Annotated in this window: 24 protein-coding genes and 1 pseudogene; 7 read left to right on the forward strand and 18 right to left on the reverse strand. The window is 73.6% G+C overall.

Annotated elements, in window-relative coordinates; all coding sequences use genetic code 11:
- Positions 1-126: 126 nt before the first annotated feature.
- Positions 127-297: a DUF5670 family protein gene (locus ACZ6EJ_RS25450; RefSeq protein WP_010071635.1), complete on the reverse strand. Its 171-nt coding sequence runs from the start codon at positions 295-297 to the stop codon at positions 127-129.
- Positions 298-510: 213 nt separating this feature from the next.
- Here ACZ6EJ_RS25450 and ACZ6EJ_RS25455 point away from each other — a divergent pair, with 213 nt between their 5' ends.
- Positions 511-2,949, forward strand: coding sequence for an ATP-binding protein (locus ACZ6EJ_RS25455; protein ID WP_469270313.1), 2,439 nt, complete (start codon positions 511-513; stop codon positions 2,947-2,949).
- Positions 2,950-2,961: 12 nt separating this feature from the next.
- Here ACZ6EJ_RS25455 and ACZ6EJ_RS25460 read toward each other — a convergent pair whose 3' ends face one another.
- Together ACZ6EJ_RS25460 and ACZ6EJ_RS25465 are read right to left on the reverse strand one after the other, a co-directional pair.
- Positions 2,962-3,363 carry a response regulator gene (locus ACZ6EJ_RS25460; protein ID WP_469270288.1) on the reverse strand — a complete coding sequence of 134 codons (402 nt, stop codon included), beginning with the start codon at positions 3,361-3,363 and terminating at the stop codon, positions 2,962-2,964.
- The gene (locus ACZ6EJ_RS25465) at positions 3,363-5,162 is read right to left on the reverse strand and encodes a PP2C family protein-serine/threonine phosphatase (protein ID WP_469270289.1); all 1,800 of its coding nucleotides are present in this window, start codon (positions 5,160-5,162) and stop codon (positions 3,363-3,365) included. The genes ACZ6EJ_RS25460 and ACZ6EJ_RS25465 overlap by 1 nt, the downstream gene beginning before the upstream one ends.
- A gap of 485 nt (positions 5,163-5,647) precedes the next feature.
- Here ACZ6EJ_RS25465 and ACZ6EJ_RS25470 point away from each other — a divergent pair, with 485 nt between their 5' ends.
- A complete protein-coding gene (locus tag ACZ6EJ_RS25470; protein ID WP_469270290.1) occupies positions 5,648-6,427 on the forward strand; it encodes a DJ-1/PfpI family protein in 780 nt (259 codons plus the stop codon).
- Between the two features lie 147 nt (positions 6,428-6,574).
- Here the strand turns inward: ACZ6EJ_RS25470 and ACZ6EJ_RS25475 are convergent, their stop codons facing one another.
- The 9 genes from ACZ6EJ_RS25475 to ACZ6EJ_RS25515 form a co-directional block, all read right to left on the reverse strand.
- Positions 6,575-7,216, reverse strand: coding sequence for a contact-dependent growth inhibition system immunity protein (locus ACZ6EJ_RS25475; protein WP_469270291.1), 642 nt, complete (start codon positions 7,214-7,216; stop codon positions 6,575-6,577).
- Between the two features lie 8 nt (positions 7,217-7,224).
- Positions 7,225-7,524 carry an RNase A-like domain-containing protein gene (locus ACZ6EJ_RS25480; protein ID WP_469270314.1) on the reverse strand — a complete coding sequence of 100 codons (300 nt, stop codon included), beginning with the start codon at positions 7,522-7,524 and terminating at the stop codon, positions 7,225-7,227.
- Between the two features lie 8 nt (positions 7,525-7,532).
- On the reverse strand, positions 7,533-8,252 hold the full coding sequence (locus ACZ6EJ_RS25485) for a hypothetical protein (RefSeq protein WP_469270293.1): 720 nt from the start codon (positions 8,250-8,252) through the stop codon (positions 7,533-7,535).
- Between the two features lie 36 nt (positions 8,253-8,288).
- Positions 8,289-10,241 carry an RNase A-like domain-containing protein gene (locus ACZ6EJ_RS25490; protein ID WP_469270294.1) on the reverse strand — a complete coding sequence of 651 codons (1,953 nt, stop codon included), beginning with the start codon at positions 10,239-10,241 and terminating at the stop codon, positions 8,289-8,291.
- Complete coding sequence (locus ACZ6EJ_RS25495) at positions 10,241-10,540, reverse strand: WXG100 family type VII secretion target (protein ID WP_469270296.1); 300 nt, start codon at positions 10,538-10,540, stop codon at positions 10,241-10,243. The genes ACZ6EJ_RS25490 and ACZ6EJ_RS25495 overlap by 1 nt, the downstream gene beginning before the upstream one ends.
- Before the next feature lie 27 nt (positions 10,541-10,567).
- Complete coding sequence (locus tag ACZ6EJ_RS25500; RefSeq protein ID WP_469270315.1) at positions 10,568-10,951, reverse strand: WXG100 family type VII secretion target; 384 nt, start codon at positions 10,949-10,951, stop codon at positions 10,568-10,570.
- A gap of 139 nt (positions 10,952-11,090) precedes the next feature.
- Complete coding sequence (locus ACZ6EJ_RS25505) at positions 11,091-12,650, reverse strand: PTS transporter subunit EIIC (protein ID WP_469270298.1); 1,560 nt, start codon at positions 12,648-12,650, stop codon at positions 11,091-11,093.
- Between the two features lie 46 nt (positions 12,651-12,696).
- Positions 12,697-13,677 (reverse strand): N-acetylmuramic acid 6-phosphate etherase, encoded by a 981-nt coding sequence (murQ, locus tag ACZ6EJ_RS25510; protein WP_469270299.1) that lies wholly within the window; start codon positions 13,675-13,677, stop codon positions 12,697-12,699.
- A 65-nt stretch (positions 13,678-13,742) separates the two neighbouring features.
- On the reverse strand, positions 13,743-14,660 hold the full coding sequence (locus ACZ6EJ_RS25515; RefSeq protein WP_469270301.1) for a MurR/RpiR family transcriptional regulator: 918 nt from the start codon (positions 14,658-14,660) through the stop codon (positions 13,743-13,745).
- A gap of 376 nt (positions 14,661-15,036) precedes the next feature.
- On the opposite strand from ACZ6EJ_RS25515, the gene ACZ6EJ_RS25520 reads away from it, so the two are divergent.
- Positions 15,037-15,408, forward strand: a complete 372-nt coding sequence (locus ACZ6EJ_RS25520) for a hypothetical protein (protein WP_469270303.1) — start codon at positions 15,037-15,039, stop codon at positions 15,406-15,408.
- Positions 15,405-15,698, forward strand: coding sequence for a DUF4031 domain-containing protein (locus ACZ6EJ_RS25525; protein WP_469270304.1), 294 nt, complete (start codon positions 15,405-15,407; stop codon positions 15,696-15,698). Before ACZ6EJ_RS25520 ends, ACZ6EJ_RS25525 begins: the two co-directional genes overlap by 4 nt.
- A 264-nt stretch (positions 15,699-15,962) precedes the next feature.
- On the opposite strand, the gene ACZ6EJ_RS25530 is transcribed toward ACZ6EJ_RS25525, so the two are convergent.
- The 5 genes from ACZ6EJ_RS25530 to ACZ6EJ_RS25550 all read right to left on the reverse strand — a co-directional run bounded on the left by ACZ6EJ_RS25530 (position 15,963) and on the right by ACZ6EJ_RS25550 (position 21,484).
- The gene (locus tag ACZ6EJ_RS25530; RefSeq protein WP_469270306.1) at positions 15,963-16,397 is read right to left on the reverse strand and encodes a peptidoglycan-binding domain-containing protein; all 435 of its coding nucleotides are present in this window, start codon (positions 16,395-16,397) and stop codon (positions 15,963-15,965) included.
- 627 nt (positions 16,398-17,024) lie between these two features.
- Positions 17,025-17,675 carry an HAD family acid phosphatase gene (locus ACZ6EJ_RS25535; RefSeq protein ID WP_469270307.1) on the reverse strand — a complete coding sequence of 217 codons (651 nt, stop codon included), beginning with the start codon at positions 17,673-17,675 and terminating at the stop codon, positions 17,025-17,027.
- 188 nt (positions 17,676-17,863) lie between these two features.
- Positions 17,864-19,141 carry a Cmx/CmrA family chloramphenicol efflux MFS transporter gene (locus tag ACZ6EJ_RS25540; RefSeq protein ID WP_469270316.1) on the reverse strand — a complete coding sequence of 426 codons (1,278 nt, stop codon included), beginning with the start codon at positions 19,139-19,141 and terminating at the stop codon, positions 17,864-17,866.
- A gap of 89 nt (positions 19,142-19,230) precedes the next feature.
- Positions 19,231-20,463 carry an outer membrane protein assembly factor BamB family protein gene (locus tag ACZ6EJ_RS25545; RefSeq protein WP_469270309.1) on the reverse strand — a complete coding sequence of 411 codons (1,233 nt, stop codon included), beginning with the start codon at positions 20,461-20,463 and terminating at the stop codon, positions 19,231-19,233.
- 241 nt (positions 20,464-20,704) lie between these two features.
- Positions 20,705-21,484, reverse strand: a complete 780-nt coding sequence (locus ACZ6EJ_RS25550) for an HD domain-containing protein (RefSeq protein WP_469270310.1) — start codon at positions 21,482-21,484, stop codon at positions 20,705-20,707.
- 73 nt (positions 21,485-21,557) lie between these two features.
- Here ACZ6EJ_RS25550 and ACZ6EJ_RS25555 point away from each other — a divergent pair, with 73 nt between their 5' ends.
- From ACZ6EJ_RS25555 to ACZ6EJ_RS25565, 3 genes are read left to right on the forward strand one after another with little or no spacing between them, the layout of a single operon-like run.
- A complete protein-coding gene (locus tag ACZ6EJ_RS25555; protein ID WP_469270317.1) occupies positions 21,558-22,307 on the forward strand; it encodes a LamB/YcsF family protein in 750 nt (249 codons plus the stop codon).
- On the forward strand, positions 22,304-23,008 hold the full coding sequence (locus tag ACZ6EJ_RS25560) for a 5-oxoprolinase subunit B family protein (protein ID WP_469270311.1): 705 nt from the start codon (positions 22,304-22,306) through the stop codon (positions 23,006-23,008). Before ACZ6EJ_RS25555 ends, ACZ6EJ_RS25560 begins: the two co-directional genes overlap by 4 nt.
- Complete coding sequence (locus ACZ6EJ_RS25565) at positions 23,005-23,964, forward strand: 5-oxoprolinase subunit C family protein (protein WP_469270312.1); 960 nt, start codon at positions 23,005-23,007, stop codon at positions 23,962-23,964. The genes ACZ6EJ_RS25560 and ACZ6EJ_RS25565 overlap by 4 nt, the downstream gene beginning before the upstream one ends.
- Positions 23,965-24,045: 81 nt before the next feature.
- Here ACZ6EJ_RS25565 and ACZ6EJ_RS25570 read toward each other — a convergent pair.
- Positions 24,046-24,375: pseudogene (locus tag ACZ6EJ_RS25570) on the reverse strand (heavy metal translocating P-type ATPase); the annotation flags it as partial.

Genomic DNA, 24,375 nt, shown 5'->3' on the forward strand with positions numbered 1-24,375 from the left:
GGGGGGGGGGGGGGGGGGGGGGGGGGGGGGGGGGGGGGGGGGAGGGGGGGGGGGGGGGGGGGGGGAGGGGGGGAGGGGGGGGCCGACACCCCCCCCCCCCCCCCCCCATCGGCGCTGGTCAGCCGTTTACCAGCGGTACCACCGGCCGCGTCGGCCCCCACTTGCGGCGGGGCGGACGAAGAACCCTATGAGCCACAGCACCAGCACGATCACGGCTATCCACCAGAGAGCCTTGACTGCGAATCCGGCACCGAAGAGGACCAGGGCGAGCAGAAGAACGAGAAGCAGGGGAACCATGATTATCAACCTCCGGACATGCAGGTGCCCGCTTAGATTTTTCTTACACGCGGCGGACACCAAGAATTTTCCTGCCTCGCGCCGGGTTCCGCATCCGGTCGGCGGCCGGGGAGCGGCGGGCGGGCGGAATGCCCGCGGTGGGGGAGGAGACCGGCGGGTGGTAGGAAGGTCGGGACCGGGCGATGGGCCGGGCCGTGGGACGGAGAGATGACGATGTCCGAGGACGATCCGGGGTGGCTGTCCCCGCGCGCGGTCGAGGCCGAGGCCGAGGTGAGCGAGGGGTTCGACCTGTCGCAGTGCGTGCGGGAGCCCATCCACCTGCTCGGCGGCGTCCAGTCGTACGGGGCCCTGATCGCCGCCCGCCTCGACGACGCGGTGGTGGACACGGCGAGCCGGAACACCGGCGAGGTGGTGGGCCGCGCGGCCCAGGAGCTGGTGGGGCGGCCGGTCACCGAGCTGATCGGCGCCGAGCAGTGGGCGCTGGCGCGGGAGAGCGTCGCGGAGGACGCGGCGGACCCCGCGGGGGACGGGCCCGCCTCCTCCGGCGTACTGCCCGTGACGCTGGCGGGCGACGACGGGCCCCGCCACTTCGACCTCACCGTGCACCGGGTGGCGGAGCTGCTGGTGCTGGAGTTCGAGCCGCGGACCGAGGCCGGGCCCTTCGTGTTCCAGACCTTCTACCCCCGCGTACGGCGTGCCCTGCACCGGCTCCAGGGGGCCGCCGACGTCACCGCGTGCTGCGCCGCCGCGGTCCGCGAGATCCAGCGGCTGACCGGGTACGACCGGGTGGTGGCGTACCGCTTCGACGGGTTCGACGGACCCGGCCAGGTGATCGCGGAGGAGTGCCGGGAGGGACGGGAGCCGTGGCTCGGGCTGTGGTTCCCGGCCAGCGACGTGCCGCCGCAGGCCCGCCGGCTGTACGCCCGCAACTGGATCCGGGTCATCGGGGACGTCGACGACCGTACGGTGGGGCTCCTGCCCGAGCGGCGCGCGGCCACGGGCGAACCGCTCGACCTGTCCGGGTCGGTGCTGCGGACCGTGTCCGGCTACCACCTGGAGTACCTGCGCAACATCGGGGTCGCGTCGTCCATGTCGGTGTCGCTGCTGCACGACGGGCGGCTGTGGGGGCTGATCGCCTGCCACGGCGACCGGCCCACGCGGTTGACGCCGGAGGTGCGGGCGGCGTGCGAGTTCTTCGGGATCGCGCTCTCCCTGCAACTGGAAGCCGTCTCCGAGCGCGAGCAGGCGGACGAGCTGTCCCGCGGCCGCCGGGCGCTCGCCACCCTCCTGGCCCGGCTCACCTCCGACGCGTCGGGCGGGCTGACGGGGCCCGGTTCGGGGCTGGCCGAACTCCTCGACGCGGACGGAGCGGTGCTGCTGCGCGGAGGGCGGACGCTGACGGCGGGCGCGCCCCCGCCGCCGGCACTGCCCGGCCTGCTGGCGCGGCTCGCGGAACGCGGCCCGGTCGGCGAGGTGTGGAGCAGCGACCGGGTGCCGGAGGCGCTGGGCCTGGAACCGGAGGCCAGCAGCGGCCCGGAGGCCGAGGGGCTGCCCGCCGGGCTGCTGTTCCTGCCCTTCAACCGGGACGGCGACCTGCTGGCCTGGTGGCGCCGGGAGCGGCCCGCGCCCCGCCAGTGGGCGGCCGATCCGGCACGCCCGGTGCGCGTCGGGCCCGGCGGCGAGCGGCTGACCCCGCGCGGTTCGGCGGCCGTCTACCGGGCGACCGTACGGGGGCGGAGCGCCCCGTGGACCCCCGCGCAGCGGGCGGTCGCCGGTGAGCTGTGGCGGGAGGTGTCGGGGCTGCTGAACCGCCAGGCGGTGGTGCTGGAGGTGCGGAACACGGAGCTGTCCCGGACCAACGAGGACCTGGACTCGTTCGCCCACGCGGCGGCCCACGACCTGAAGGAGCCGTTGCGGGGGATCGCCCACGCGGCCGCGTTCATCGTCGAGGACGCCGGGAGCGCCCTGGACGCCACGTCCCTGCAACGGCTGGCCACCGTGCGGCGGCTCTCGGAGCGCATGGACGGGCTGATCGACTCCCTGCTGCACTTCTCCCGGCTGGGGCGGGTGGGCCTGGAGCGGGAGGCGGTGTCCGTGGACGAGGTGCTGGACGACGCGCTGGTCGTGGCCGGGGGGCGGCTGGCCGAGCAGGGGGTGACCCTGGTGCGCCCGGCCCCGCTGCCCCGGCTGCGGGCGGACCGGGCGCGGTTGCGCGAGGTGCTGGAGAACCTGCTCGTGAACGCGGCCAAGTACGTGGCCGACGAGGACGCCGGGCAGCGCATGGTGTGGGTCGAGGCGGCGCGGGTGGTCCCGCCGCCCCCGCCGGGCGGGGAGGCCGCGGGGGACGGGGACACCGGCGGCGGCGAGGACGGGCGCACGGTGACGGCCCTCGTCGTCCGGGACAACGGCATCGGCATCCCCGCCGACCGGCAGGCGGACGTCCTCCGCCTGTTCCGGCGGCTCCACCGTCGCGACGAGCGGGGCGGCGGCTCCGGCGTCGGCCTCGCCGTCGTCAAGCGGATCGTGGAGCGGCACGGGGGGCGGCTGTGGCTGGAGAGCCCGACCGCCGCCCCCGACGGCGGGGGCTCCGGCGGCGGTCCGGGGACGGCGGTCTGGTTCACGCTGGGCGGGCCGGAGGAGCAGGCGCCGTAGGGGACCGCCGCCCTACCGGGCCAGCCAGAAGTCGACCGCGCCCTGGAGGACCCGCTGGAACAGGTCGAAGTTGACCGGCTTGTAGATGTAGCTGTCCGCGCCCGCCGCGTAGCAGGCGTCCTCCTCCGCGGCGGCCGTGGACGACGTGAAGACCACGAGGGGCAGGGAGGCGAGCCCGGCGTGCCGGCGGATCTCCGACAGCAGGTCCAGACCGCCCAGGCCCGGCATGTTCAGATCGAGGAACACCAGGTCGGGGGTGCGGGCGGCCGGGTCCAGGAGGCGCGGCACCACGGCCTCGCCGCGCGCGGCGAACTCCACCTCCAGCGACGGGTGCGAGCGGGCCAGGGCGCGCCGGATGGCCTCGCTGTCCTCGTCGGAGTCCTCCACCACGAGGACCAGCCCTTCACCGGTCATCACGGGGCCGCCTGTTCGATCGGGTACGGGCGGGCGTCGGGCCCGCCGGAGGTCGGGGCGCCGGTACGGCGGGCCACGAGCAGGGCGATGTCGTCCTGCCCGGACGCGCGGTACGCGCGGGCCTGCCGCACGAGGCTGTCGGCGATGTGCGCGGCGTCGAAGCCGCGGAGGGCGGCGAGCCGTTGCGGCAGGACGCCCTCGAAGAACGCGCCGTCCGCGCCGCGCGACTCGGTCAGCCCGTCGGTGAACAGGACGAGGGCGTCGCCGGGGGCGAGCCGGTCGCTCCGGCTCGCGTACGCGACGTCGTCCAGGACGCCGAGGAGCAGCCCCTGGGAGGCCACCTCGTCGATCGGGCCGCCGGTACGGAGGATCAGGGGCGGCGGGTGGCCCGCGCTGCACGTGGTGAGCAGCGCCGAGCCGTCGGCCTGCGGCGCCAGGACCGTGACGACCGCGGTGAGGAAGCGGCTGGCCCGCTCCTGGCGCAGCGCCCGGTTGAGCCGGCTCAGCGCCGTGCCCGGATCGGCGCCCTCCTCCAGCAGGGTGCGCAGGGTGTGGCGGGCCAGGCCGGTGAGGGCCGCGGCCTCCGCACCGCGCCCGCAGACGTCGCCGATCAGCACGGCGATGCTGCCGTCGGGGCGGGGCACCGCGTCGTAGAAGTCCCCGCCGACGTCGAGCATCGGGTCCCCGACCTCGTAACTCGCCGCCAGGTCCCACCCGGCGGCGTCCGGGAGCCGCGAGGGCAGCAGGTGCTCCTGGAGCGAGAGGACGGCGTTGCGGCGCAGCTCGTACAGGAGGGAGTTGTCTATGGCGAGGGCGGCGCGGGTGGCGAGGCTGTCGAGGAACGCGCTGTCCGGCAGCCGGTCCCCCGTCCGCTGGTAGACGAAGGTGATGCTGCCCACGACGCGGCCCCGCGCGCGGAGCGTGCTGATGCTGACGGTGGTGGGGGTGCTCGCGGGGGCGGCGGAGGTGGCGGGGGCGAAGGGCGAGCCGTCGAGTGCGGCGCCGCTCAGGAACAGCGTCTGCGCGCCCCCGTCCCGGCGGGCGAGCACCCCCGCGAGCCAGGGGTCGTCACCGCCCGCCGCCTCCAACGCGCGCTGCTGCTGGACGGCGACGTGGGTGGCGGCGACGAACTCCGGGCCGCCGCCGCGCAGCAGGTGCACCAGGCAGCCGTCCGCGACGGCGGGGACGGCGATCCGGGCCACCCGCCTGAGGGTGTCCTCGACGTCCAGGGACGAGTCCATCTGCAACGACGCCTCCGCGAGCAGGGCGTCGTCGGCGGCGCGGCGGGACTCGCGGTCGCGCAGCACGATGGCCGTGTGGCAGGCCATGATGACGTCCGCGGTCTGCGCCAGGCGCTCCGCGACGACGTCCACGTCCGCCGAGGCGTCCACCGCGAGGCAGAGCGACGCCCAGCCGCCGCGGTCCAACCGGAACGTGCAGGCCACCACGGAGGCCCCCGCCGACCGCCGCAGGAGCACCGCCTCCGGCCAGACCGCGTCGTCCAGGTCGGCCACGGCGGTCCGGGTGAGGACGGGTTCGTCGCCCGGTTCCCGTACGGCGGCCGCCGGCAGGGACCGGGCGGTCGCGACGATCTCCGGGGCGCTGCTCCCGGTGCTCAGGACGCGTACGTAACGCAGCACGTCGGCGCCGTCCCAGCGCGTGCCCACGACGCGGTGGACCCCCGAGGTGGCGAGGAGGGGCCCGTACGCGTCGTCGGCGAGCGCGGCGACCTCCTCCGCCCGCGAGGCCACCTGCCAGAGCCGGTGCAGCGCAGCGGACCAGCCGTCGTCAGCCGCCATGCCCCGTCTCCTCCGATGCCGTCGCCTCTGCCGCTCTGTGGCCAGTATGGCCGCATGATCGGGGTTCGCGCTGGGCGCGCCGACACGGGGGCGGGGCGCCGGCGGGTCGCGGGCGGTCGCGAGCGCGGCCGGCACGGCGTCGGCTTCGCACGTGCGGGGCTGTGCGGTCGCGCTGCCGAACCGGGGCGGCGGGCGGGGCGCGGGCGCCATCGCACCGGAGGCGGTCGGCGGTCGGGGCGGGCAGGGTCCGGCGGCCGGCGGTCGGGCGCCGCCACCGGGTCCCGGTCTCCCCCGCCGGGCGACGGGGCGTCCGGTCGGATGTCGCGGGGCGCGGTGGGGCGGGCCGATCGACGAGGGGCGGACACGCGCACGAAGCTCCCGGCGGCCGGTGGATCCCGGCCGTGAGCCCGTCCGCCGGGAACTCGGCGGGGGTCCCGGCCGACTTCTGGTCTACAGGCTGCCGGACCGGACGAGAGGGTCAGACGATGAGCGACGCGTACGGACGGAACCGCCGCAGGGTACTGCGGGCGGTGGCAGGGGTGGCGCTGGGAACGGGAGTCGCGGCCACCGCCTCGGCGGGGCCCGCCGCGGCGGCCGGGGACAGAGGCCGTGACCAGGAGCGGGTGGAAGTGGCGGTGCTCCTCTACGACGGGTTCACGGCGTTGGACGCGGTGGGTCCGTACGAGGCTCTCTGCCGGACCCCCGGGGTCCGGGTGACCACGGTGTCCGTCACGGCCGGGCCGGTCCGGACGGACACCGGCGAGCTGGGAATCACCGCGGACAAGTGCCTGCGCCAGGTGCCGCGCCCCGACGTGCTGGTGGTGCCGGGCGGCGGTGAGCGGGGGACGACCGAGACCATGGCCGACACCCGCGTCCTCGACTGGATCCGCCAGGTGCACCGCCACACCACCTGGACCACATCGGTCTGCACGGGGTCACTGATCCTCGGCGCGGCCGGGCTGCTGCGCGGGCTGCCCGCCACCACGCACTGGGCCTCCCGCTTCTATCTGAAGGAGGTCGGGGCGGTCTACACGCCGGGGCGCTTCGTCGAGTCCGGCAAGATCATCACGGCGGTCGGGGTCTCCGCCGGGATCGACATGGGCCTGCATCTCGCCGCGCGCCTCTCGGACGAGGAGGTGGGCCGCGCGTTGGAGCTGGCCATCGAGTACGACCCCGAGCCTCCGTTCGGCACCGGCAACGCTGACAGGGCGGACGCGGAACTCCGGGCACGGGCACTGAAGCTGCTTGCCGACTCGTCCGGCTGACGACGCGGGCCGATGGGCTCGGCGCCACCTCTGAGCGGCGGCTGAGGACTCCTGTGCATCGCGTACTCGGGGCGGACCAACCGCATCGCGGCGATGCCCAGGACGTCCTCGTCCGGCGTCACGCCTCAACGTGAGGGTGGAAGAGGCTCAGTGCCGGTCGATCGCGCGACTCAGTTCGGCGAGCCATCCGACGGCGCTGAAGGGGGCGGGCGGTTCGACCTCCAGGCCGAGTTCGGCCAACCCGGTGGCATAGTCGATCTCCTCTCCGGGAAGGGCGAGCAGGTCGCGGATCTCACCGGCGAGCTGGGCGACCAGGCCCGGATCGGTGGTGTTCAGATAGTCCCGCAAGGCTGTCTCGTGGTCCTCGAACTCGTCGGGCATGTCCTGCGAGTACCAACCGCCGAGCAGTTGCGCCAACTCCGGGAAGCGGGCGTGCCACTCCCAGTGGGTCCGGGGCGTCGCGGGCGGTGGGGCCTGCCCCGTCTCCATACTCTCCTTGAGGCGGTCCGCGAGCATCAGGAGCCAGGTCTGGATCTCCGCGTCAGGCAGCCCCACGTCGGGCACGGGGTAGAACTCGCCCAAGCGCAGCCGCAGTCGGCCCGGAGGGTTGCGGGCGTACTCCCGCACCTGGGCCTCGGCGGTGGCGATGGACCACGGGCGCGTGCGCCAGGTATGACGCAGATAGCCGGTGATCGCCTCCTCGTCATCGGCTGTCCGCCCCAGGTAGGCGCGGACGACCTGATCCAACTCGCCGTACTTGCGGTCGTGTTCGAGCGGATTCAAGGACACCGGTTCCCCTAGAGGTAGATCGGGACGGTCGAGTGGACGACGAAACCGTGGGGCCTTGCGGGGTCGCGTTTGAGGACGACTCGGGCAGCGCGCACATCGACGGCAGGGCGTCCGGCCAGAAGCATCGCCTGAAGCAGCACCCGCCCGACCGGGCTGGTGCGGGAGGGCCATGCCGCCTCGATGGTGAGGCGCTGCCGTGTGGACTGGGCCAGCCAATGGTGAATGGCCTGCTCATTGGTGGTCACGACCTGCTGGGTGGCCCATTGTGCTGTCGCGTGATCGGTGTACGTCGCGCTGCGGGTCCGCACGGTGTGCGTCACCTCTCTTCCGGCCATACGGGCGGGTGGACGTCGGCGAGGTGGTCGATGATCGAACGAGCCAGCAAGGGGAAGAACTCCGTGAAGTCGGCACGCCCGGATCCGCCGCTGAACTCCTCGGAGAAGAACCGGTCCATCGCGTCTTCGTCGTTCTGGAAGAGGGCCAGGGCCTCGTAGCTTTCTGCGGCCAGGCCGGGCAGGTTCCAGACGCACAGCGGGTGGATCTCGTCAATGATCATCGCGATGCCCTCCTCGATGCTCGCGAACTGCATGGCATCGGAGATGGCCACGCCGTCCTGCCCGAAATAGATGGGTAGGACCTGGCGAAGACGAGGAAAGCGCAGCGAAATCTCGTGAGAAGTCATGGGGAGTCGCTGGAATTTGTCCTGGATCGGGCGGGAGGCCCAATCCAGGATATAGGAGGAGATCGCTTGATAAATTTCAGGTGTGCGGTCGGGCGGGATGGCTGCGGGAATCTTCTGGAGGGACGGGGACTGCGGATCTGCGGCGAAGACATCTGCGGCCAGGAGTAGTTGGTCGGAGATCTCCTGGAGAGTCCTTCCGCCGGACTTACTGGCGTAGTGCAGACCGCGAAGGGTGGGCCCGAGGCGGCGTCGCCATTCCGCGGTGTCGTTCGGGACGCCGGTGGAGGAGAAGGTGGCCAGCAAAGCGCGGGCGCCTTCCAGACTGAAGTAGCCCACCGCATTCTGCCGTTGCACGCTGGTTCGACTCCTTTTTGTTCATCGTCTTGCCTGTCACTTCGCGCCGACCGGCATGGACGTCAGGACGGTGAAAGGCGGATCAAGGTCGGGATTGTACGTGAGACGCACTTCGACTCCCTTGACGTTCACGGCCTGGTCGGAGGGGAAGGGCGACGTTTTGAGTTCTTTCTTGTCGATACTCCGGCCGCTGTACTCCTGGGGGTCGGCGGTGTGCTCCACGCGGATGTCGAGCCGTTTTTCTCCACCGGGCTGGCCTTCGATCCACCCTTTGATGGTTTCACTGTTGGCGTCGATGGTGTACTGGGTCATCCGTTGGGCCGAGTCGAGATCCTTGAAAGTGGACGCCCTGGCGACCATGGGCTGGCCGTACTCCCACTCGGTGCCGGGCCTGGGGCCCTTCTTGAGGTCGTCTCGCAGGCGCTGGGCGAGCTGGTCGTCGGTCAGGCCGACGTGCTTGTTCACCGTGTGTGAATTCTCCAGCCACTCGGTCGAGGCCAGGTCGATCTCGTATATGCCGAGGTCTGTGTCGCCCGGCCGGGACCAACGGTGCACCGGCTTGAACTCGTTGAGCGCGCGGGCGCCGAACGCACGGGCGCGTGCTTCTTCTGCCTCGAACGTCGGAGCACTCAGGGCGGCTTCCTTCAGCTCGGGCTCCAGGGCGCGTATTTTCGCGGCCGCGTCATGGAAGGCGGCGTGGCAGGCGTCCACGGCCCTGTCCGCGCCGTCCTTGTCCATGTGCCTGGCGAAAGTGGCGGTGATCTCCCCGAACGCCAGAGTGGTCCCGAGCCTGGTCAGCTCGCCGAAGTCGAGGTCGAGCGTCAGATCTTTGAGCGTTGCCTTCGCTGCTTCCGCAGCGAGCCGTGAAGTGGTCTCCCGGCTTGTGTCGGCCGCTTCCGCGGCGTCGTGGAGTGCCCTGTGCAGTGTCTCGCCGACTCGGGCGAGGACCTCGATGATGGGCCGCCGGCCGGCCGGTGACTCCTTCGGGTTGGTTCGCCACTCACGGGCGTCCGGAGCTCCCCTCGGTGCGGGCTGTGCATCGGAGATGCGCCGACTGCCACCCCAGGCTGTCGTGCCCCAGATGGACTGGCAGAAGGAGTTCATCGCCCCCTGCCACTCGCTGTTGCTGCCATCGGTGAGATAGGCGATGCACGAGCTGAAATTGGTGGCCGACTCCTTCGCCGCCTTCGACGCCATGAGCCACGCGTTGCCGATGCCCCGCAGTTCGTCCGTGTCGGCGCCTGGGGTGATCTCCACCGTCTTGCCGAGCCGTAGAACGTGTTCGACGGCCTCGTCGATCTTCTCGGCGAGCCAGTCCGGGCCATTGCCCGCCCAAGCGAGGATCGGGCCTGAATTGTCCCCCGTGCCCGTCCACTTGATGGATGAGACCGACTTGTACGTGGTCCGCCCCACGCTGACCGGTGGACTTCTGCGTGGAGGCTCTTCCCCGCGGTGGGCCTGATTTCTCTGCCGCGAGGCCCAGTCCGCCCTCTGGTAGTTGTTCGCTGTCACTGTCAGGCCGACGATGACCCCTTCGATGCTCATGATGCACCTGGCCCAGAGCTGGAGAAAGCTCTCGGCCACATCCGCGTAGGCGGCGGCGAGGGCGTCGGCGCCGTGACCGCGCCCGGCCGCCTGCGTCTGGCTCCACCCACCGACCGCGTCGACCAGCAGGGTCGCGGACCTGTGGAACTCGAACTGCTCGTTGCTGACGAGTCCTGAGGCGTAGTAGACGTGTCCGGGCGAAATGTCGAAGCCGCCGTTGGCGTCCGGAGGAATCGCCGGTTTGAGCTCCTCGACGCTGCGCAGTCGCTCGCGCTCCGCCGAATTCGAATCATGGCGGGAGATGTCATTGCCGTCGGGGTCCGTCAGGGAACCCGGCGAGGGTTCCGGTGTCGGTCCGCCGTCACTGCCGGGAGTGTTGTCCGAGGTTTCGCCGCGGGACGGGGGTGGAGGGAGCGAGCTCGCACCGGGACTCGGTTCGGCCATCAGGCCGCTCCCCATCCGCGCAGGACGGCTCGATGGGCTTCCGCGTAGTTGCTGTGCCCGGTCGTCACCACTTCATGGAGCCACGCCTGGGCCGCTTGGAGGTCCTGCATCTGGCGATCCCACTTGTCGAGTTCGTCCACGAACGTGTCCCGAGCCTCCCCTTCCCACGTCAGAACGACCTTCTCGGTCCGATCATAAAGTGTTTCGAGCTTCTGATTGAGCTGGTGAAGGATGTCTTCCAGGTCGCTGGCCAGATCCCGCAGAGTGGGAAAGGCGACGGCGATGTGGTCGTCGGACATGCGAGTCCCCTCCGGTACGCGCGGTCATCAGAGGTCGTCGATTTTGCTGTGCACCGGCACGGAGCTTCCGGAGAGCTCGCGCGCCTCGGCGGCTGCGTCCACTTTCGATTCGACCGAACGCATGGCCCGGAGCACGTCCAGCTCCTGCTCCGTGAAACCGTTCCGGCCCAAGCGCATGGCCTCTTCCAGGACCTTGAGGATTCCGCGGATGCGCACCGCGTCCTCGGAGGCCCCTCTGTGGAGCGCGCGATAACCCTTGGCCGCCTCGCCGCGCCACCCGGCCTCGATACGGTCCACGATGGCGTCCATCCGCCGCACCTGGTTTTCCAGGTGGCGTTGCATTTCGTCCAAGTCGTCGGCGAGGCTGGTGAGATCGTTCGCGGACACGGCCAGGACCGGTTGGTCGACCATGATCACGCCCCTTCCCCGTGAGCTCTCCGGGCACTCTAACAACGCCTCCACCGCCCCTCTGAAGGGGTTGCGGGGACGGCTCCGGCCCGCCGCGTTCGGGGCGGGCCGGAGCCGTCGGCGGAGGGCCGGAGCGGGGTGCTCAGACGCCTGCCGGGGTCTTCGTCGGGGAGCCGGGGTCGGGGTCCTCCGGGCCGGACGGGGTCGGTGCGGGGCTGGTCTGGGCGGCGGTGGAGGCGGTCGGGGCGGGGGCCGGTGCGCGGGAGACGTCGAACTCGGCCAGCAGGTCCTTGCCGAAGCCGAAGAAGTACGTGGCGAGGAACCCGGCGACGTACCCGACGAGCAGGCCGCCCGCGTAGATCAGGATCGTCGGGCCCAGGCCGCGGTTGCCGTCCAGGAGCGGGAACAGGGCCCAGCCGGACGGGCCGATGGCGGTCGAGCCGACCGTCTCCCCGAGCTGGTTGAACAGGCCGACGAAACCGCCGCCGAACGCGCCGCCGACGCAGGCCGTCACGAACGGGCGGCCCAGCGGCAGCGAGACCCCGTAGATCAGCGGTTCGCCGACGCCCAGCAGGCCCGCCGGGAGGGCCGACCTGATGGTGCGGCGGATCGACTCGTTGCGGGGGAGGCGGACGTAGACCGCCGCCGCCGCGCCCACCTGGCCGGCCCCGGCCATGGCGAGGATCGGCAGCAGGACCGTGTAGCCCTGCTGCTCGATCAGCGTGGTGTGGATCGGGATCAGCGCCTGGTGCAGGCCCAGCATGACCAGGGGGAGGAACAGCCCGCCGAGCACGAAGCCCGCGCCCGCGCCGCCGTTGGACAGCAGCCAGTCGGCGAACGTGCCGATCGCGGAGGACACCTCGCCCGCCACGTACATCAGGCCGAACAGGGTCACCAGCCCGGAGACCAGGACCGTCAGCGTCGGGGTGACCAGGACGTCCAGGGCCTCCGGCACCCACCGGCGGCACCACTTCTCCACGTACACCGCGAGGACCGCGGCCCCCAGCGCGCCCAGCACGCCGCCCTGGCCCGGTGAGAGGGTCTGGCCGAAGGCGTCGACCTTCGCCACCCCCGGAAAGACGATGATCGCCGCCACCGCGCCGCCGAGGATCGGCGTACCGCCGAACTCCTTCGCCGTGTTGTAGCCCACGAACACCGCGATCAGCGCCATGAAGCCGGAGGCCATCGCCGCCAGCGCGGGCGTGAGGGCGGGCAGCCACTCCAGGTTGACCAGCAGGCCGTTGAGGCCCGCGATGATCCCGCAGCCGATGAGGGCCGGGATCAGCGGCACGAAGATGTTCGCGATCCGGCGCAGGAGGAGTTTGAACGGGGTCGCGTTCCGCGCCCTGCGCTCCGCCCTGATCGCCGCGCCCCGGTCGGCCAACTCCTCGGCGGACAGGGCGGCGACGGCGGGGGCGCCGCCCTCCGGGGCGCCGGCCCGCCCCTCCGCGACCAGCCGCTCGAACTCCGGGGTGACGCGGGCGACCGTGCCCGGCCCCAGGACGATCTGGTACGTCTCGTCCTCGACGATCCCCATCACGGCCGGCAGGGCCCGCAGCGCCTCGTCGTCGACGAGGGACCGGTCGCGCAGACCGAGGCGGAGCCGGGTCATGCAGTGGGCGACGGAGCTGACGTTCGCGGCGCCGCCGACGAGCGGCAGGATCGCGGCGGCGGTCGCACGGTTCTTGTCTTCTCTGGCCATGATGCTCGATGCCTCGCTCTGCGGAGGGGGAGTGGCGGCGGACGGGTCAGGTGGGGCGTACGGCCGCGAGGGCGGCGCGGAGGTGGCCGTCCGCCTCGGTCAGGCGCGCGGCGGCGGTGGGGCCGTCGACCTGGCCGAGGAGGACGAGGATCGCGTTCTTCACCTCGCCGCCGGTGGCGGCGAGCGCGGCCTCGATCTCGGCGTCGGGCGCGCCGGTGGCCAGGGAGACGATGTGGCGGGAGCGGGCGCGCAGCTTCTCGTTGGAGGCGCGGACGTCGACCATGAGGTTCCCGTACGTCTTGCCGAGCCGGATCATCGTGATCGTCGAGATCATGTTGAGGACGAGCTTCTGGGCCGTGCCCGCCTTCAGCCGCGTGGAGCCGGTCAGCAGCTCGGGGCCGACGACGACTTCGAGGCGGTGTTCGGCGGCGGCGCCGAGCGCGGAGCCCGCGTTGCAGGCCAGGCCGATGGTGAGCGCGCCGCGCGCGCGGGCGTGCTCGACCGCGCCCACGGCGTACGGGGTGCGGCCGGAGGCGGAGATCCCGACCACGGTGTCCTCGGCGGTCAGCCCCAGCGCCTCCAGGTCGGCGGCGGCCAGCTCCTTGCTGTCCTCCGCGCCCTCGACGGCCGTGACCATGGCGGTGGGGCCGCCCGCGATCAGGCCGACGACCTCGGACGGGTCGGTGTTGAAGGTGGGCGGGCACTCGCTGGCGTCCAGCACGCCGAGGCGGCCCGCGGTGCCCGCGCCCGCGTAGACCAGCCGGCCGCCGCGGGCCATGCGCTCGGCGGCGGCGTCGATGGCCGCGGCGATCTGCGGCAGCCGTTCGGCGACGGCGGCGGGGACGGTGCTGTCCTCCCCGTTCATGATCCGGGCGATCTCCGCCGTGGGCAGCCGGTCGATCTCGGCGAACTCGGGGCGGAACGTTTCCGTGGTGAGGGTGGCCAGGTGGGCGCGGAGTTCGCCGTAGCCGGCGGCGGCGTCCGTTCGGGTGTCCGCGGGGGTGGTCGCGTCCGTGCTGGGGGTCATCGCGGGGAGCTCTGCTTTCTCGGTCTCGTACGCGTACGGATGGTGCGGGGCGGCGGGTGCGCCCGTCAGCGGTTCCGGGGGTTGCGGCGGTGCGCCAGCGCCTCGTAGGAGGCGGAGAGGGCCGGTGCGGCGGTCTCGTACGTCCGCTGGGCGACGCCTATGAACAGGCAGTCCACGACGAGCAGTTGACTGGTGCGGCTGGACATGGCGGCGGGGCGCAGCTCGCTCTCGCGGGCGGTGGAGGTGGTGAGCACGTGGTCCGCGTACTGCGAGACGGGCCCGTCGGGGCGGCCGGTGATCGCGACCGTCGTCGCCCCGTGCTCGAAGGCCACCCGGAGGGGTTCGATGACGTCCTCGGTGGAGCCGGAGTGGGTGATCGCGATGGCCACGTCACCGGTCCGCAACTGCACGGCGTTGGTCACCGCGAGGTGCGGGTCGGTGTGGGCGTGGGCTATCAGGCCGATCCGCAGGAGCTTCTGCGCGAGGTCCTGGCCGACGAGGGACGAGGCGCCCACGCCGTAGACGTCGATGCGGCGGGCGGCGGACGCGGCGGCGACGGCGGCCCCCAGTTGCCCGGTGTCCAGCCCGGCGGCGGTGTCCGCGAGGGTCTGGCGCTCGTCGTGGGCGAGCTTGGCGACCACGTCGGCGATCGGGTCGTCCACCGCTATGTCGGCGGTGACGGCGGGGGCCCGCCCGGACTCCTGGTGCGCGGCGAGTCCGGCGAGGGCGAGGCGCAGGTCCCGGTAGCCGGGGTAGCCGAGGAGGCGCGCGGTGCGCACGACGGTGGCCTCGCTGGTGCCGGTCAGTTCGGCGAGACCGGTGACGGTGAGGGCGGCGCACCCGGCCGGGTCGTTCGCGACGGCTTCGGCGACCAACTGCATGGAGCGGGTCATGGAGGGCGCGAGCGTCCGCACCTTGGCGGCCAGGGCCGCGGGGGCGGGCGGGGAGCCGCCGCTGAAACTTTCCTTCACGTCTTGGGTCACAGGTGAAAGGTATTTTCACCGTTGGGGACCGTCAACCCCTCCGGGACCGCGGCGGCGGGGGGCTCGGACGCGTCTGCGGGGCGGGTTCGGAGCCGTCGGGGGCCGCCGGGGGCGGGTGCCGGTCGGTTGTTCGCGCGCTCTCGGTGGAGCGGGCGCGTCGCCCTGCGCATACCGGCCCGGTACCGTCGCCGCACGTCATCGCCCCACGGCTGTCGTCCTGGTTCCCCGTCTCCTGAGCGCGAGGCGGGAGCCGGGCGGTCGGTGACCGCGCGGGGCCGGTTCGACCGGGGCCGTCGGGCCGGGGTCGCGGCCGTCTCGGGGCGGGTCGCGCCGAGGGGCCGGGGCCCTGTGCGAGCGGTGGGCGCACAATGGGGGGATGGAGTTGAACCCCCGGGAGCAGGCGCTGCACACCGCCCGAGCGCTGGTCATGGCCGATCTCACCGCCGCCGACGTCGCCGAGGCGGACGTCGTCTCGCTGGTCGAGGACGCGGTGACCCATCGGCGCTGGTGGCTGGAGCAGTGGCCGGAGGGCACGGAGTTCGTGGCCGGGCTGGTCGCCCAGGACGTGCAGGACGCGTTGCTGGAGCGGTACGGGCGGTGGCCGCTGTGCCCGGCGTGCGACGACGAGGGCGGGCCGCACGCGTTGGACGTGGAGCCGGAGCTGGGGCCCGATCCGCACTGGGTGTGCACCAGGGCGGCCGTGGCCGTCGCGCCCGTGGGGGCGCTGGGCGAGGCGCTGCGGCGGTGAGCCTCTACATCGACCCGCCGACCTGGCCCGGACACGGCCGCCTCTGGTCGCACCTGGTCAGCGACGTGTCGTTCGAGGAGCTGCACGCCTTCGCCGCCGCGATCGGCTGCCCGCCCCGCGCCTTCGAGCGCGACCACTACGACGTGCCGGAAACGTACTACGCGGACGCGGTGCGGGCCGGGGCGCGGCCGGTCGGCTCCAAGGAGCTCGTGCGGCGGCTGACGGCGGCGGGGCTCCGGAGGCCGAAGGGGCGGGCGGCCCCCTCGGGCCCCGGCCGGACGCCCTCATAGCGACTCGGTCGTACGCAGTGCTCAGGGCGGCGGCTTCCCGCCCTGGTGCCGCGGTGACCGGGAGGCACGCGTATCGCGTCTGCTGCCGGGCCGAGTGGCGCGGGGCCCCCATCTCCGGCGTGCTGTCGATCGAGCGGGCAGAAGCCCCCGGGCCGGTGACGGCTACGGGGGCTTCCGGAACGGCGGGGTTGTGCGTCAACACGGGCCCGCCGGACGTTCCGCGGTCCCCGGCCGCACGGTGGCGGCTGGAGGAGCGGGAGCGGATTAACTCCTGGCGCGCAGCTTGCGCCAGGTGTTCTCCCCGACGATGCCGTCGGCGGTGATGCCCCTGGAGCGCTGGAACGCGGCGACCGCGTTGAAGGTGTTGCTTCCGAATGCCCCGTCGGCCCCCGACGCTCCGACGCCGAAGCCCTTGTGCAGGAGGAGGCACTGGATCTCCCTGACCCGGTCGCCGCTTTCTCCCTGCCGGACCACGACGTTCCATGCCCAACTGTAGTTCGCGGTCCATCCTTCGTAGTTCGTCGACACCCGCCAGATGACGGAGCAGGCAGCCGCCGAGACGGACGTCGAGTCCTGCTTCGTCTCCGTCGCGGCGACTGCCGTGCCGGGGCCGGCCAGCACGGTTCCCAGGGCGAGGGCGGAGCAGACGGCTGCTCCGGTGAACGCGGCGCGGAAGCGTGTCGAGGACCGCAGACTCATGTTTTCTCCTTGATCGGTGCAGTTTGTTGCGCATCAGGCCGAATCAGGCTGATGCGGCGACACACTGGCACGGCAAGGGAATGCCCACCAGGAGCTTCCGCCTGTTCTGGACAGACCCAAGCTGTCCAACGCCTGCCTTGCTTATGCGTACATCGTGTTTTCGATGCGGCGGTCACTGCTGGAATACACCAGTGGATGACGAACGTCTTTTTCCTACCCGGTGTGCGATACAGCGGGATGATCACAGACTCACAACGCCCGGCCTCCGCCGGCTCGTGCGCCTATGCCACAGGCAGACCCGCGTGTCCTAAACAAGGAAGCCTGCGGAAGTTCTCGACCGAGGGCATAGCGACCGCGGTGCACTCGGAACCCCTGGAGCGCATGTGGCCCGTGATCCCGCAAAGGTGGAAAATCCGGAGAAGGCACTCTGTGGGCTGAAAACCCTTGATCATCCTCAAGGATGGTGGCCGCCAATGTGGCCTGGAGGCCCCCTTCGAGAGCCCCGGCCGGCTCCCGAGACGCGGCGGCGCAGTCGCCGCAGGCGGGGCGCGGTGGGCCGGCGCCCCGCCATCGAGGACACTTCCCTCCTCGGGACAAGGACGTCGTCGCGTCCCTGGGCCGGACGCCCTAGGAGAGCGCGCCGTCGTAGTCCGGCAGCTTGAACGTGCGCTCGGCGTGGCCGCCGACGACGTCGGTGGTGTTGTTCCCGATGTTGGCGATGATCGTGTAGCCCTTCGCCTCGATCGCGGCGCGCTGCTCGGTCTTGTACGCGCTGACCTCGGCGAAGAGGTCCGGCAGGTCGCGTACGTACAGGCCGTCGACCGGGTAGCCGGCCTTCTTCAGGTTCCAGTCCGTGAGGGAGTGGATGATGCCGGGCCGGGCGGTCACGAAGAAGACGTCCACGCCGCGGGAGTCGGCGTACCGGGCCAGTTCGCGGACGTCCTGGACGGCGGGGGTGGGCAGCTTCCAGAAGGGGTGGAAGTGCGTCTCCAGCGACGTGTTGTCGATGTCGAGGACGATCGCCTGCTTCTCGCTGCCCGCACGCTCGGAGCGGGCCTCGATCCAGGGCCGCGCCTGGGCGGCGACGGCGGCGACCTCCTGCCGCCAGACGCCGTAGTCCACGCTCGCGGCGAGGGCGGACAGCGGGGCGGTGGCCGCGGGGGCGGTGCGGGCGGGGGTCGCCTCCGCCGCTCCGGCCGAGGTGGCGGGGACCGCGACGAGGGCGAACGTCGCGGCCAGTGCGGCGGCGGTGCGCTGAAGAGTGGCGCGTGCGTGCATGGGGACTCCCGGATGAGGAACCTGCCGATGACCCGTACGCCGTGACCGCGGACGGGTTGTCATGCTCGCGCTTAATCATGAATGCCGGGTGACCGTTCGCCTACCGGTCGGTAGCGTTCTTTTCGGCCTTTCGCCCGGCGGTACGCGGAGGGCTGCCGGAGCCGCGCCCGGCAGCCCTCCGCACGGAATCAGGGCTGCGCGGGGGAGGAGCCCGCGCAACCGGCCTTCTCGGCGCGCGCCGCCGGGACCGTACGCTCCGGCTCCCCGGCCGCCGGGCCGCTCCGCGCGACCAGCCGCGACCGCGACCGACCGCCCGCGCCGCCGCCGCGCTGGAGGCGCAGCGACACCGCCACGGCCGCCAGCGCCACGACCGTCATCGCCGCCCCCGCCCAGGCGGTCGCCGCGAAGCCGAGGCCCCGGTCGATCACCGTGCCGCCGAGCCACGGCCCGGCCGTGTTGCCCAGGTTGAACGCGGCCGTCGTCGTGGCCCCGGCCAGCGTCGGGGCCGCCCCCGCCACGTTGAACATCCGGGCGTTGAGGGCGGGCGCGGTGAAGAACGCCGAGAGGCCCAGCAGGAACGCCAGCGCGACGACCGCGACCTGGCTGGAGGCGAGCAGGGCCAGCGCCGTCAGGAAGAGCGTGGACGCGGCGATGCCGCCGAGCAGCACCCCGAAGAGGTGCGCGTCCGCGACCCGGCCGCCGATCACCGTGCCGATCAGCGCCCCGGCCCCGAACAGGCCGAGAATCCACGGCACCCAGCCCGAGTCGAGCCCCGCCACGTCCGTCAGCAGCGGCGCGAGGTAGCTGAACGCGCAGAACACGCCGCCCGCCGCCAGCGCGGTGACGACGATGGACAGCCAGACCTGCCGGTCCCGGTAGATCGCCAGCTCCCGCCTCAGCTCGGGCTTCTTCTCCGGCAGCGGGATGTGCGGGATACGGGTGACCACCCCGACCAGGGCGACCGCCGAGGCCGCGCCCACCGCCCAGAACGCGGAGCGCCAGCCGAGGTGCTCGCCCAGGAACGCGCCCAGCGGCACGCCCAGCACGTTGGCGATGGACAGGCCGCCGATCATGACCGCCATCGCCCGCGCCCGCGCGTTCACCGGGACCATCGCGATGGCCACGGCCGCCCCGACCGCCCAGAAGCCCGCGCACGCGAGCGCGCTCACCACACGGGAGGCGAAGAGCACCTCGTACGTCGGAGCCAGCGCACCGGCGATCTGGCCGAGGCCGAACACCGAGATCAGCGCGATCAACGTGGTGCGGCGCGGCAGGCGGAGCGTGGCGACGGCGAGCAGCGGCGCGCCGACCACCATGCCGATCGCGAAGGCGGATATGAGCAGGCCGGCCTGCGGTATGGACACGTCCATGTCGTCCGCGATGGGCGGCAGCAGGCCGGACAGCATGAATTCGCTGGTGCCGAGGGCGAAGACGGAGAGGCCGAGGATGTAGACGGCCAGGGGCATGGGAGCACGGCGTTGGGGGGAGTCGGGCATGACTCCCCCCAACGCCCCGCGGCCCGCCCGCATTCCCGGCCCGGTGGCCCCGCCGGCCGCTACGCGGGCAGGGCGTGCAGCTTCTTGCCGTGCAGGGCGAACAGGCGCTTGCCGTCGGTGGCCGCCAACCAGGCGTGGTAGTCGCCCGACCCGTCGTTGAACGTCCAGCGCAGGGCCCCGGTCTTCGCGTCGAAGGCGTGGACGCCGCCCTGGTCGTCGAGGTCGGTGGCCCCGTAGAGGGTGCCGCCCACCTTGACGTACTGCCGGGGCGTGTGCGCCGAGGCGTCCGCGAGGTCCGTGGTCCGCCAGATCTTCTTCCCGGTGCGCGGGTCGAGGGCCCAGAGGGTCCGGTCGCTGTCCGCCACGTAGAGCACGTCCTCCAGGACGGCCGGCTCGCGGAAGGAGGCGAACTCCCCGGCCCGCACCGACCACTTCTCCGCCCCGTCGGACAGGGCGAACGCCTGGAGCCGCTGCCCCTGCGGGACGATCACCAGGTCCTCGTGGACGGCGAACGGGCCGTAGTTCGTCTTGGCCGTCCGCTGGGTCCACACCTGCTTGCCGGTGGCGGTGTCGCGCACGGTGAGGTTCTTCTTGATGTCGGTGTAGACGAGGTGACGGCCCCGCACGACCGCGTTGACGCCGTTCTGCTCGGTGCCGGGGTCGCGCTGCTCCTTCCAGACCAGCGCGCCGGTGGTGCTGTTCAGCGCGGCGATCACGTTGGTCCGGGACGAGCCGTCGGCTTCGAGGATCTCGGCGATGACGTACACCTGACCGCCGTCCACCGCGACGGGCCTCGGCTGCCGGTACTCCCCGCCCAGCCGGCTGCGCCAGGTCTCCTTGCCGGAGGCCGGGGCGTACCCGATGACGCTGCCGTCGTACGTGCCGCTGGCCAGGTAGAGGACGCCGTCGCCCAGCAGCAGCGGAGCGCCGGGGGTCGCGCCCTCCGGCAGCGACCACCGCTCAGCGCCGGTCGCCGTGTCGAGGGCGGCGAGCGGGTCGCCGCTCGCGATGACCACGCCGTCCACGGCCGCCAGCTCGTCGTTGTCCCCGTAGGTCTCGGCGGAGGTGGTCCTCGTCCACAACGGCTTGGGCGCCTGCCCGTCCCCGGCCGGGGCGGCCTGGGAGGGGGCGCCGCCCGAGGGGCCCGCGCCGGCGCCCCCGGACGCGTCCTCCTCGGGGCCGCAGGCGGTCGCGGCGGCTCCCAGGGCGGCCAGGGCGAGCCCGCCCCCGGCCAGTCTCAGGACGCTTCGCCGGGACGACCTGCCGACTGCGGTGCTGTGTCCCTCGGTCATCGCGCTGTACCCCCGTGGATCGTCGAGCGGAAACACGGGCGGTCCGCGCGGGAAGCCGGGCGGACCGCCGTCGCAGAATCGGTTCGTCTGCGCTCGGGAACGTTAGCCCCCGCCGGAGCGGACCGGCCGGGGTGGAGACCGACCGGGACGACATCGTGAACCAACCGGGACATCGCCCGGCCCCTCGTCACCCGCCCGTGAAACTTCCCGCGCTCCGGACCGGGAGACGCGCGGGCCCAGGTCAGGGGCGGCCGGACGACTCCAGCAGCTCCAGCTCCGTCGCCAGGTTGTGCCGGGCCCGCGCCTCCCAGGCGGCCGCCCCGTACGGCGTACGGAACAGCCGGGGCAGGGCCAGGAGCTGCCGGAGCACCGCCGCCCGGCCCTCCCGGAACGCCTCCTCGGGCACGAAGCCGTACTCCTCGCGGACCTGGGCGGCGTACGCCCCGTACGCCCGCGGGTCGCCCGCCAGGACCGCCAGGTCGGCGTCGCACAGCACCTCGCCGTCCCGGTCGCCGTCCGCCGGGTCGTGCGTCACGGTGAGCCGGACCAGCCGGGCGACCCGCTCCACCACCGCGTCCGGCGCCCCCGCCTCGGGCAGCGCGCGCTCGGCCAGGGCGGCGCTGCGCTCCTCGTTCTCCGTGCGGTCGGGGCGGTACACCGCGTCGTGGAACCACGCGGCCAGGCGCACCGCGACGGGGTCGTCCGCGTGGTCCGCGAGGACGTCGATCCGGTCCAGGACCGCCGCGAGGTGGGCGGTGGTGTGGTACCGCCGCTGCGGCTCGGCCCAGCGGGCGAGGAGGTTCTCGGCGTACGGGAGGGGGTCGGGGCCGGGCGCTCCCGCGCGGGCCGCGAGCAGCGTCTCCCGCCAGCGGTCGCGTAGGGCGGCGTCGCCGGTGGTCGTGCCCGCGCCGGTGGCCGTGCCGGTGTCGGCGGGGGCTTCCCGCGGGGCGGTTCCGGCGGCAGCGGCATCTTCTGCCGGGTCCTGGGGGGCGGTTCCGCGCGGGTGGGGGCTGTCCGTCATGGGACGACTCTAGGAGGCGCCCGCGCCTCCGCTTGCCGCTCCGCCGCGCGGTCACTACGGTGCGCCCGTGATGATGGACCTCAACGCCGACCTCGGTGAGGGCTTCGGCCGCTGGACCCTGACCGACGACGACACGCTCCTCGCCTGCGTCACGAGCGCCAACGTGGCGTGCGGCTTCCACGCGGGCGACCCCTCCGTGATGCGGCGGGTCTGCGACGCGGCGGCGGCGAACGGCGTAAGGATCGGGGCGCAGGTCTCCTACCGGGACCTGGCCGGGTTCGGGCGGCGCCCGATGGACGTGCCGCCCGACGAGCTGACCGCCGAGATCGCCTACCAGATCGGCGCGTTGCGGGTCTTCGCCGAGGCGGCCGGGTCCGCCGTCTCCTACGTCAAACCGCACGGCGCCCTCTACAACCGGGCCGTCCGGGACGACGAGCAGGCCGCTGCCGTCGTCGAGGGCGTCCGGCTCGCGGGCGGCCGCCTCGCGGTCCTCGGGCTCCCCGGCTCCCGTCTGCTCGCGCGGGCCGCCGCCGCCGGGCTCCCCGCCGTCGAGGAGGCGTTCGCGGACCGGGCGTACACCCCGCAGGGCACCCTGGTCCCGCGCGGCGAACCGGGCGCGGTCGTGCACGACCCGGACGCCGTCGTACGCCGGAGCGTCGGCCTGGCCGTCGACGGGGCGGTCACCGGAGCGGACGGCAGCCGGATTCCCGTCGCGGCCCGCTCGCTCTGCGTCCACGGGGACACCCCCGGCGCCGCGGCGCTCGCCCGCCGGGTGCGGGCGGCGCTGGAGGAAGCGGGCGTCGCGGTACGGGCGTTCGCGTGACCGGGCCCCCCGGCGCGGAGGAGGTCCGAACCGGGCCCCCCGGCGCGGAGGAGGTCCGGGTGCTGCCCGCCGGGCCGTACGCGCTCCTCGTCGAGCTGGCCGACGGCGAGCGCGCCCTGGCCTTCCACGCCGAGCTGCTCCGCCGCCGCGGGCGCGGCGAGCTGCCCGGCGTACGGGACATCGTCCCGGCCGCCCGTACGGTCCTGCTCGACGGGATCGCGGAGCGCGTGCCCGGCGACCGGGACCGGCTCGCTCGGGACCTGGCGTCCTGGTGGGTGGAGCCGTTGCGCGGCGAGGCGGGCGAAGCGGTGGAGATCCCCGTGGTCTACGACGGCCCGGACCTCGACGAGGTCGCCGCGCTCTGGGGCGTCGGGGCGGCGGAGGCGGCCGCGCTGCACGCCCGTACCGCGTTCCGGGTGGCGTTCTGCGGGTTCGCGCCCGGATTCGGCTACCTGACCGGGCTGCCCGAGCCCCTGCACGTGCCCCGGCGCGCGACCCCGCGCACACGGGTCCCGGCCGGTGCGGTGGCCCTCGCCGGGCCCTACACCGGGGTGTACCCGCGCTCGTCGCCCGGCGGGTGGCAGCTCATCGGGCGGACGCCGGAGCCGGGCGCCCTGTGGCACCCGGACCGGGAGCCGGCGGCGCTGCTGACGCCGGGGACGCGGGTGCGGTTCGTGGCGGTGGGGGAGCGCGGCGCATGACGTCTTCCGGTTCCGCTTCGGGCGGTGCGCCGGCCTCGGCTTCGGGTTCCGGTCCTGCCTCCGGCTCGGTCAACGCTTCCGGTTCCGCCCCCGCCCCCGCATCCGTACTCCACGTCGTGCGGGCCGGCGCGTTGACCACGGTGCAGGACGCCGGGCGTCCCGGCTGGGCGCACCTCGGGGTCGGGCGGTCCGGGGCGCTGGACGCGCCCGCCGCCCGCCTGGCCAACCGGCTGGCCGGCAACCCGCCGGACGCCGCCGTCCTGGAGACCACCCTCACCGGCTGCGCGGTCCGCCCCTCCCGGCCCGTGGTGGCCGTCGTCGGCGGTGCGGGGTGCCCGGTGACGGTGGACGGGCGGCCGGCCGCGTGGGGCGCGGCCGTGCGGGTCCCGGCGGGCGCGGTGCTGGACGTGGGCCCCGCCGTGAACGGGGTGCGCGGCTACCTGGCGTTCGCGGGGGGCCTGGAGCCGGAGCCGGTGCTGGGCAGCCGCTCGGCCGACCTCCTCTCGGGGCTGGGGCCCGCCCCGCTGCGGGACGGCGACGTGCTCCCGCTGGGCGGTCCGGGGTGCTGCGGCGTGCCTCCCGCCGGGCCCGTCCCGTGGCCGGGCGCACCGGCCGAACTGGTGCTCCCGGTCCACCTCGGGCCCCGCGACGCCTGGTTCACCGCCGCCGCCCTCCGCACCCTGCTCACCGCCGACTACCGGGTCTCCGCCCACAGCGACCGCGTCGGCCTGCGCACCGAAGGGCCCCCGCTGGAGCGGGCCCGTACGGGCGAACTGCCCAGCGAGGGCATGGTGCTGGGCGCGGTCCAGGCGCCGCCGGACGGCCGGCCCGTCGTCTTCCTCAACGACCACCCGACGACCGGGGGTTACCCGGTCGTCGCCGTCGTCGCCGAACGGGCCCTCGCGGCGGCGGCCCAGGCCGCGCCGGGGACCCGGCTGCGCTTCGTACGGGCCTGAGCGCCGCCCCCCCCCGCCGGACGGCCCGGTCGCCGGACCCGTACGGAAGGGCTGTGCGGAGGGCGGGCGCGGGGCGGCTGCTCAGAGGGCCCGGAAGCCGCGCAGGCGCAGGGAGTTGCCGACCACGAAGACGGAGGAGAAGGCCATCGCGGCACCGGCGATCATCGGGTTGAGGAGCCCGGCGGCGGCGAGGGGGAGTGCGCCGACGTTGTAGGCGAAGGCCCAGAAGAGGTTGGTGCGGATGGTGGAGAGGGTGCGGCGGGAGAGGCGGATGGCGTCGGCGGCGGCGTTGAGGTCGCCGCGCACCAGGGTCAGGTCGCTCGCCTCGATGGCCGCGTCCGTCCCGGTGCCCATCGCGAGTCCGAGGTCCGCGGCGGCGAGGGCGGCGGCGTCGTTGACCCCGTCGCCGAC

It is taken from the genome of Streptomyces sp. NPDC041970 (assembly GCF_055588985.1).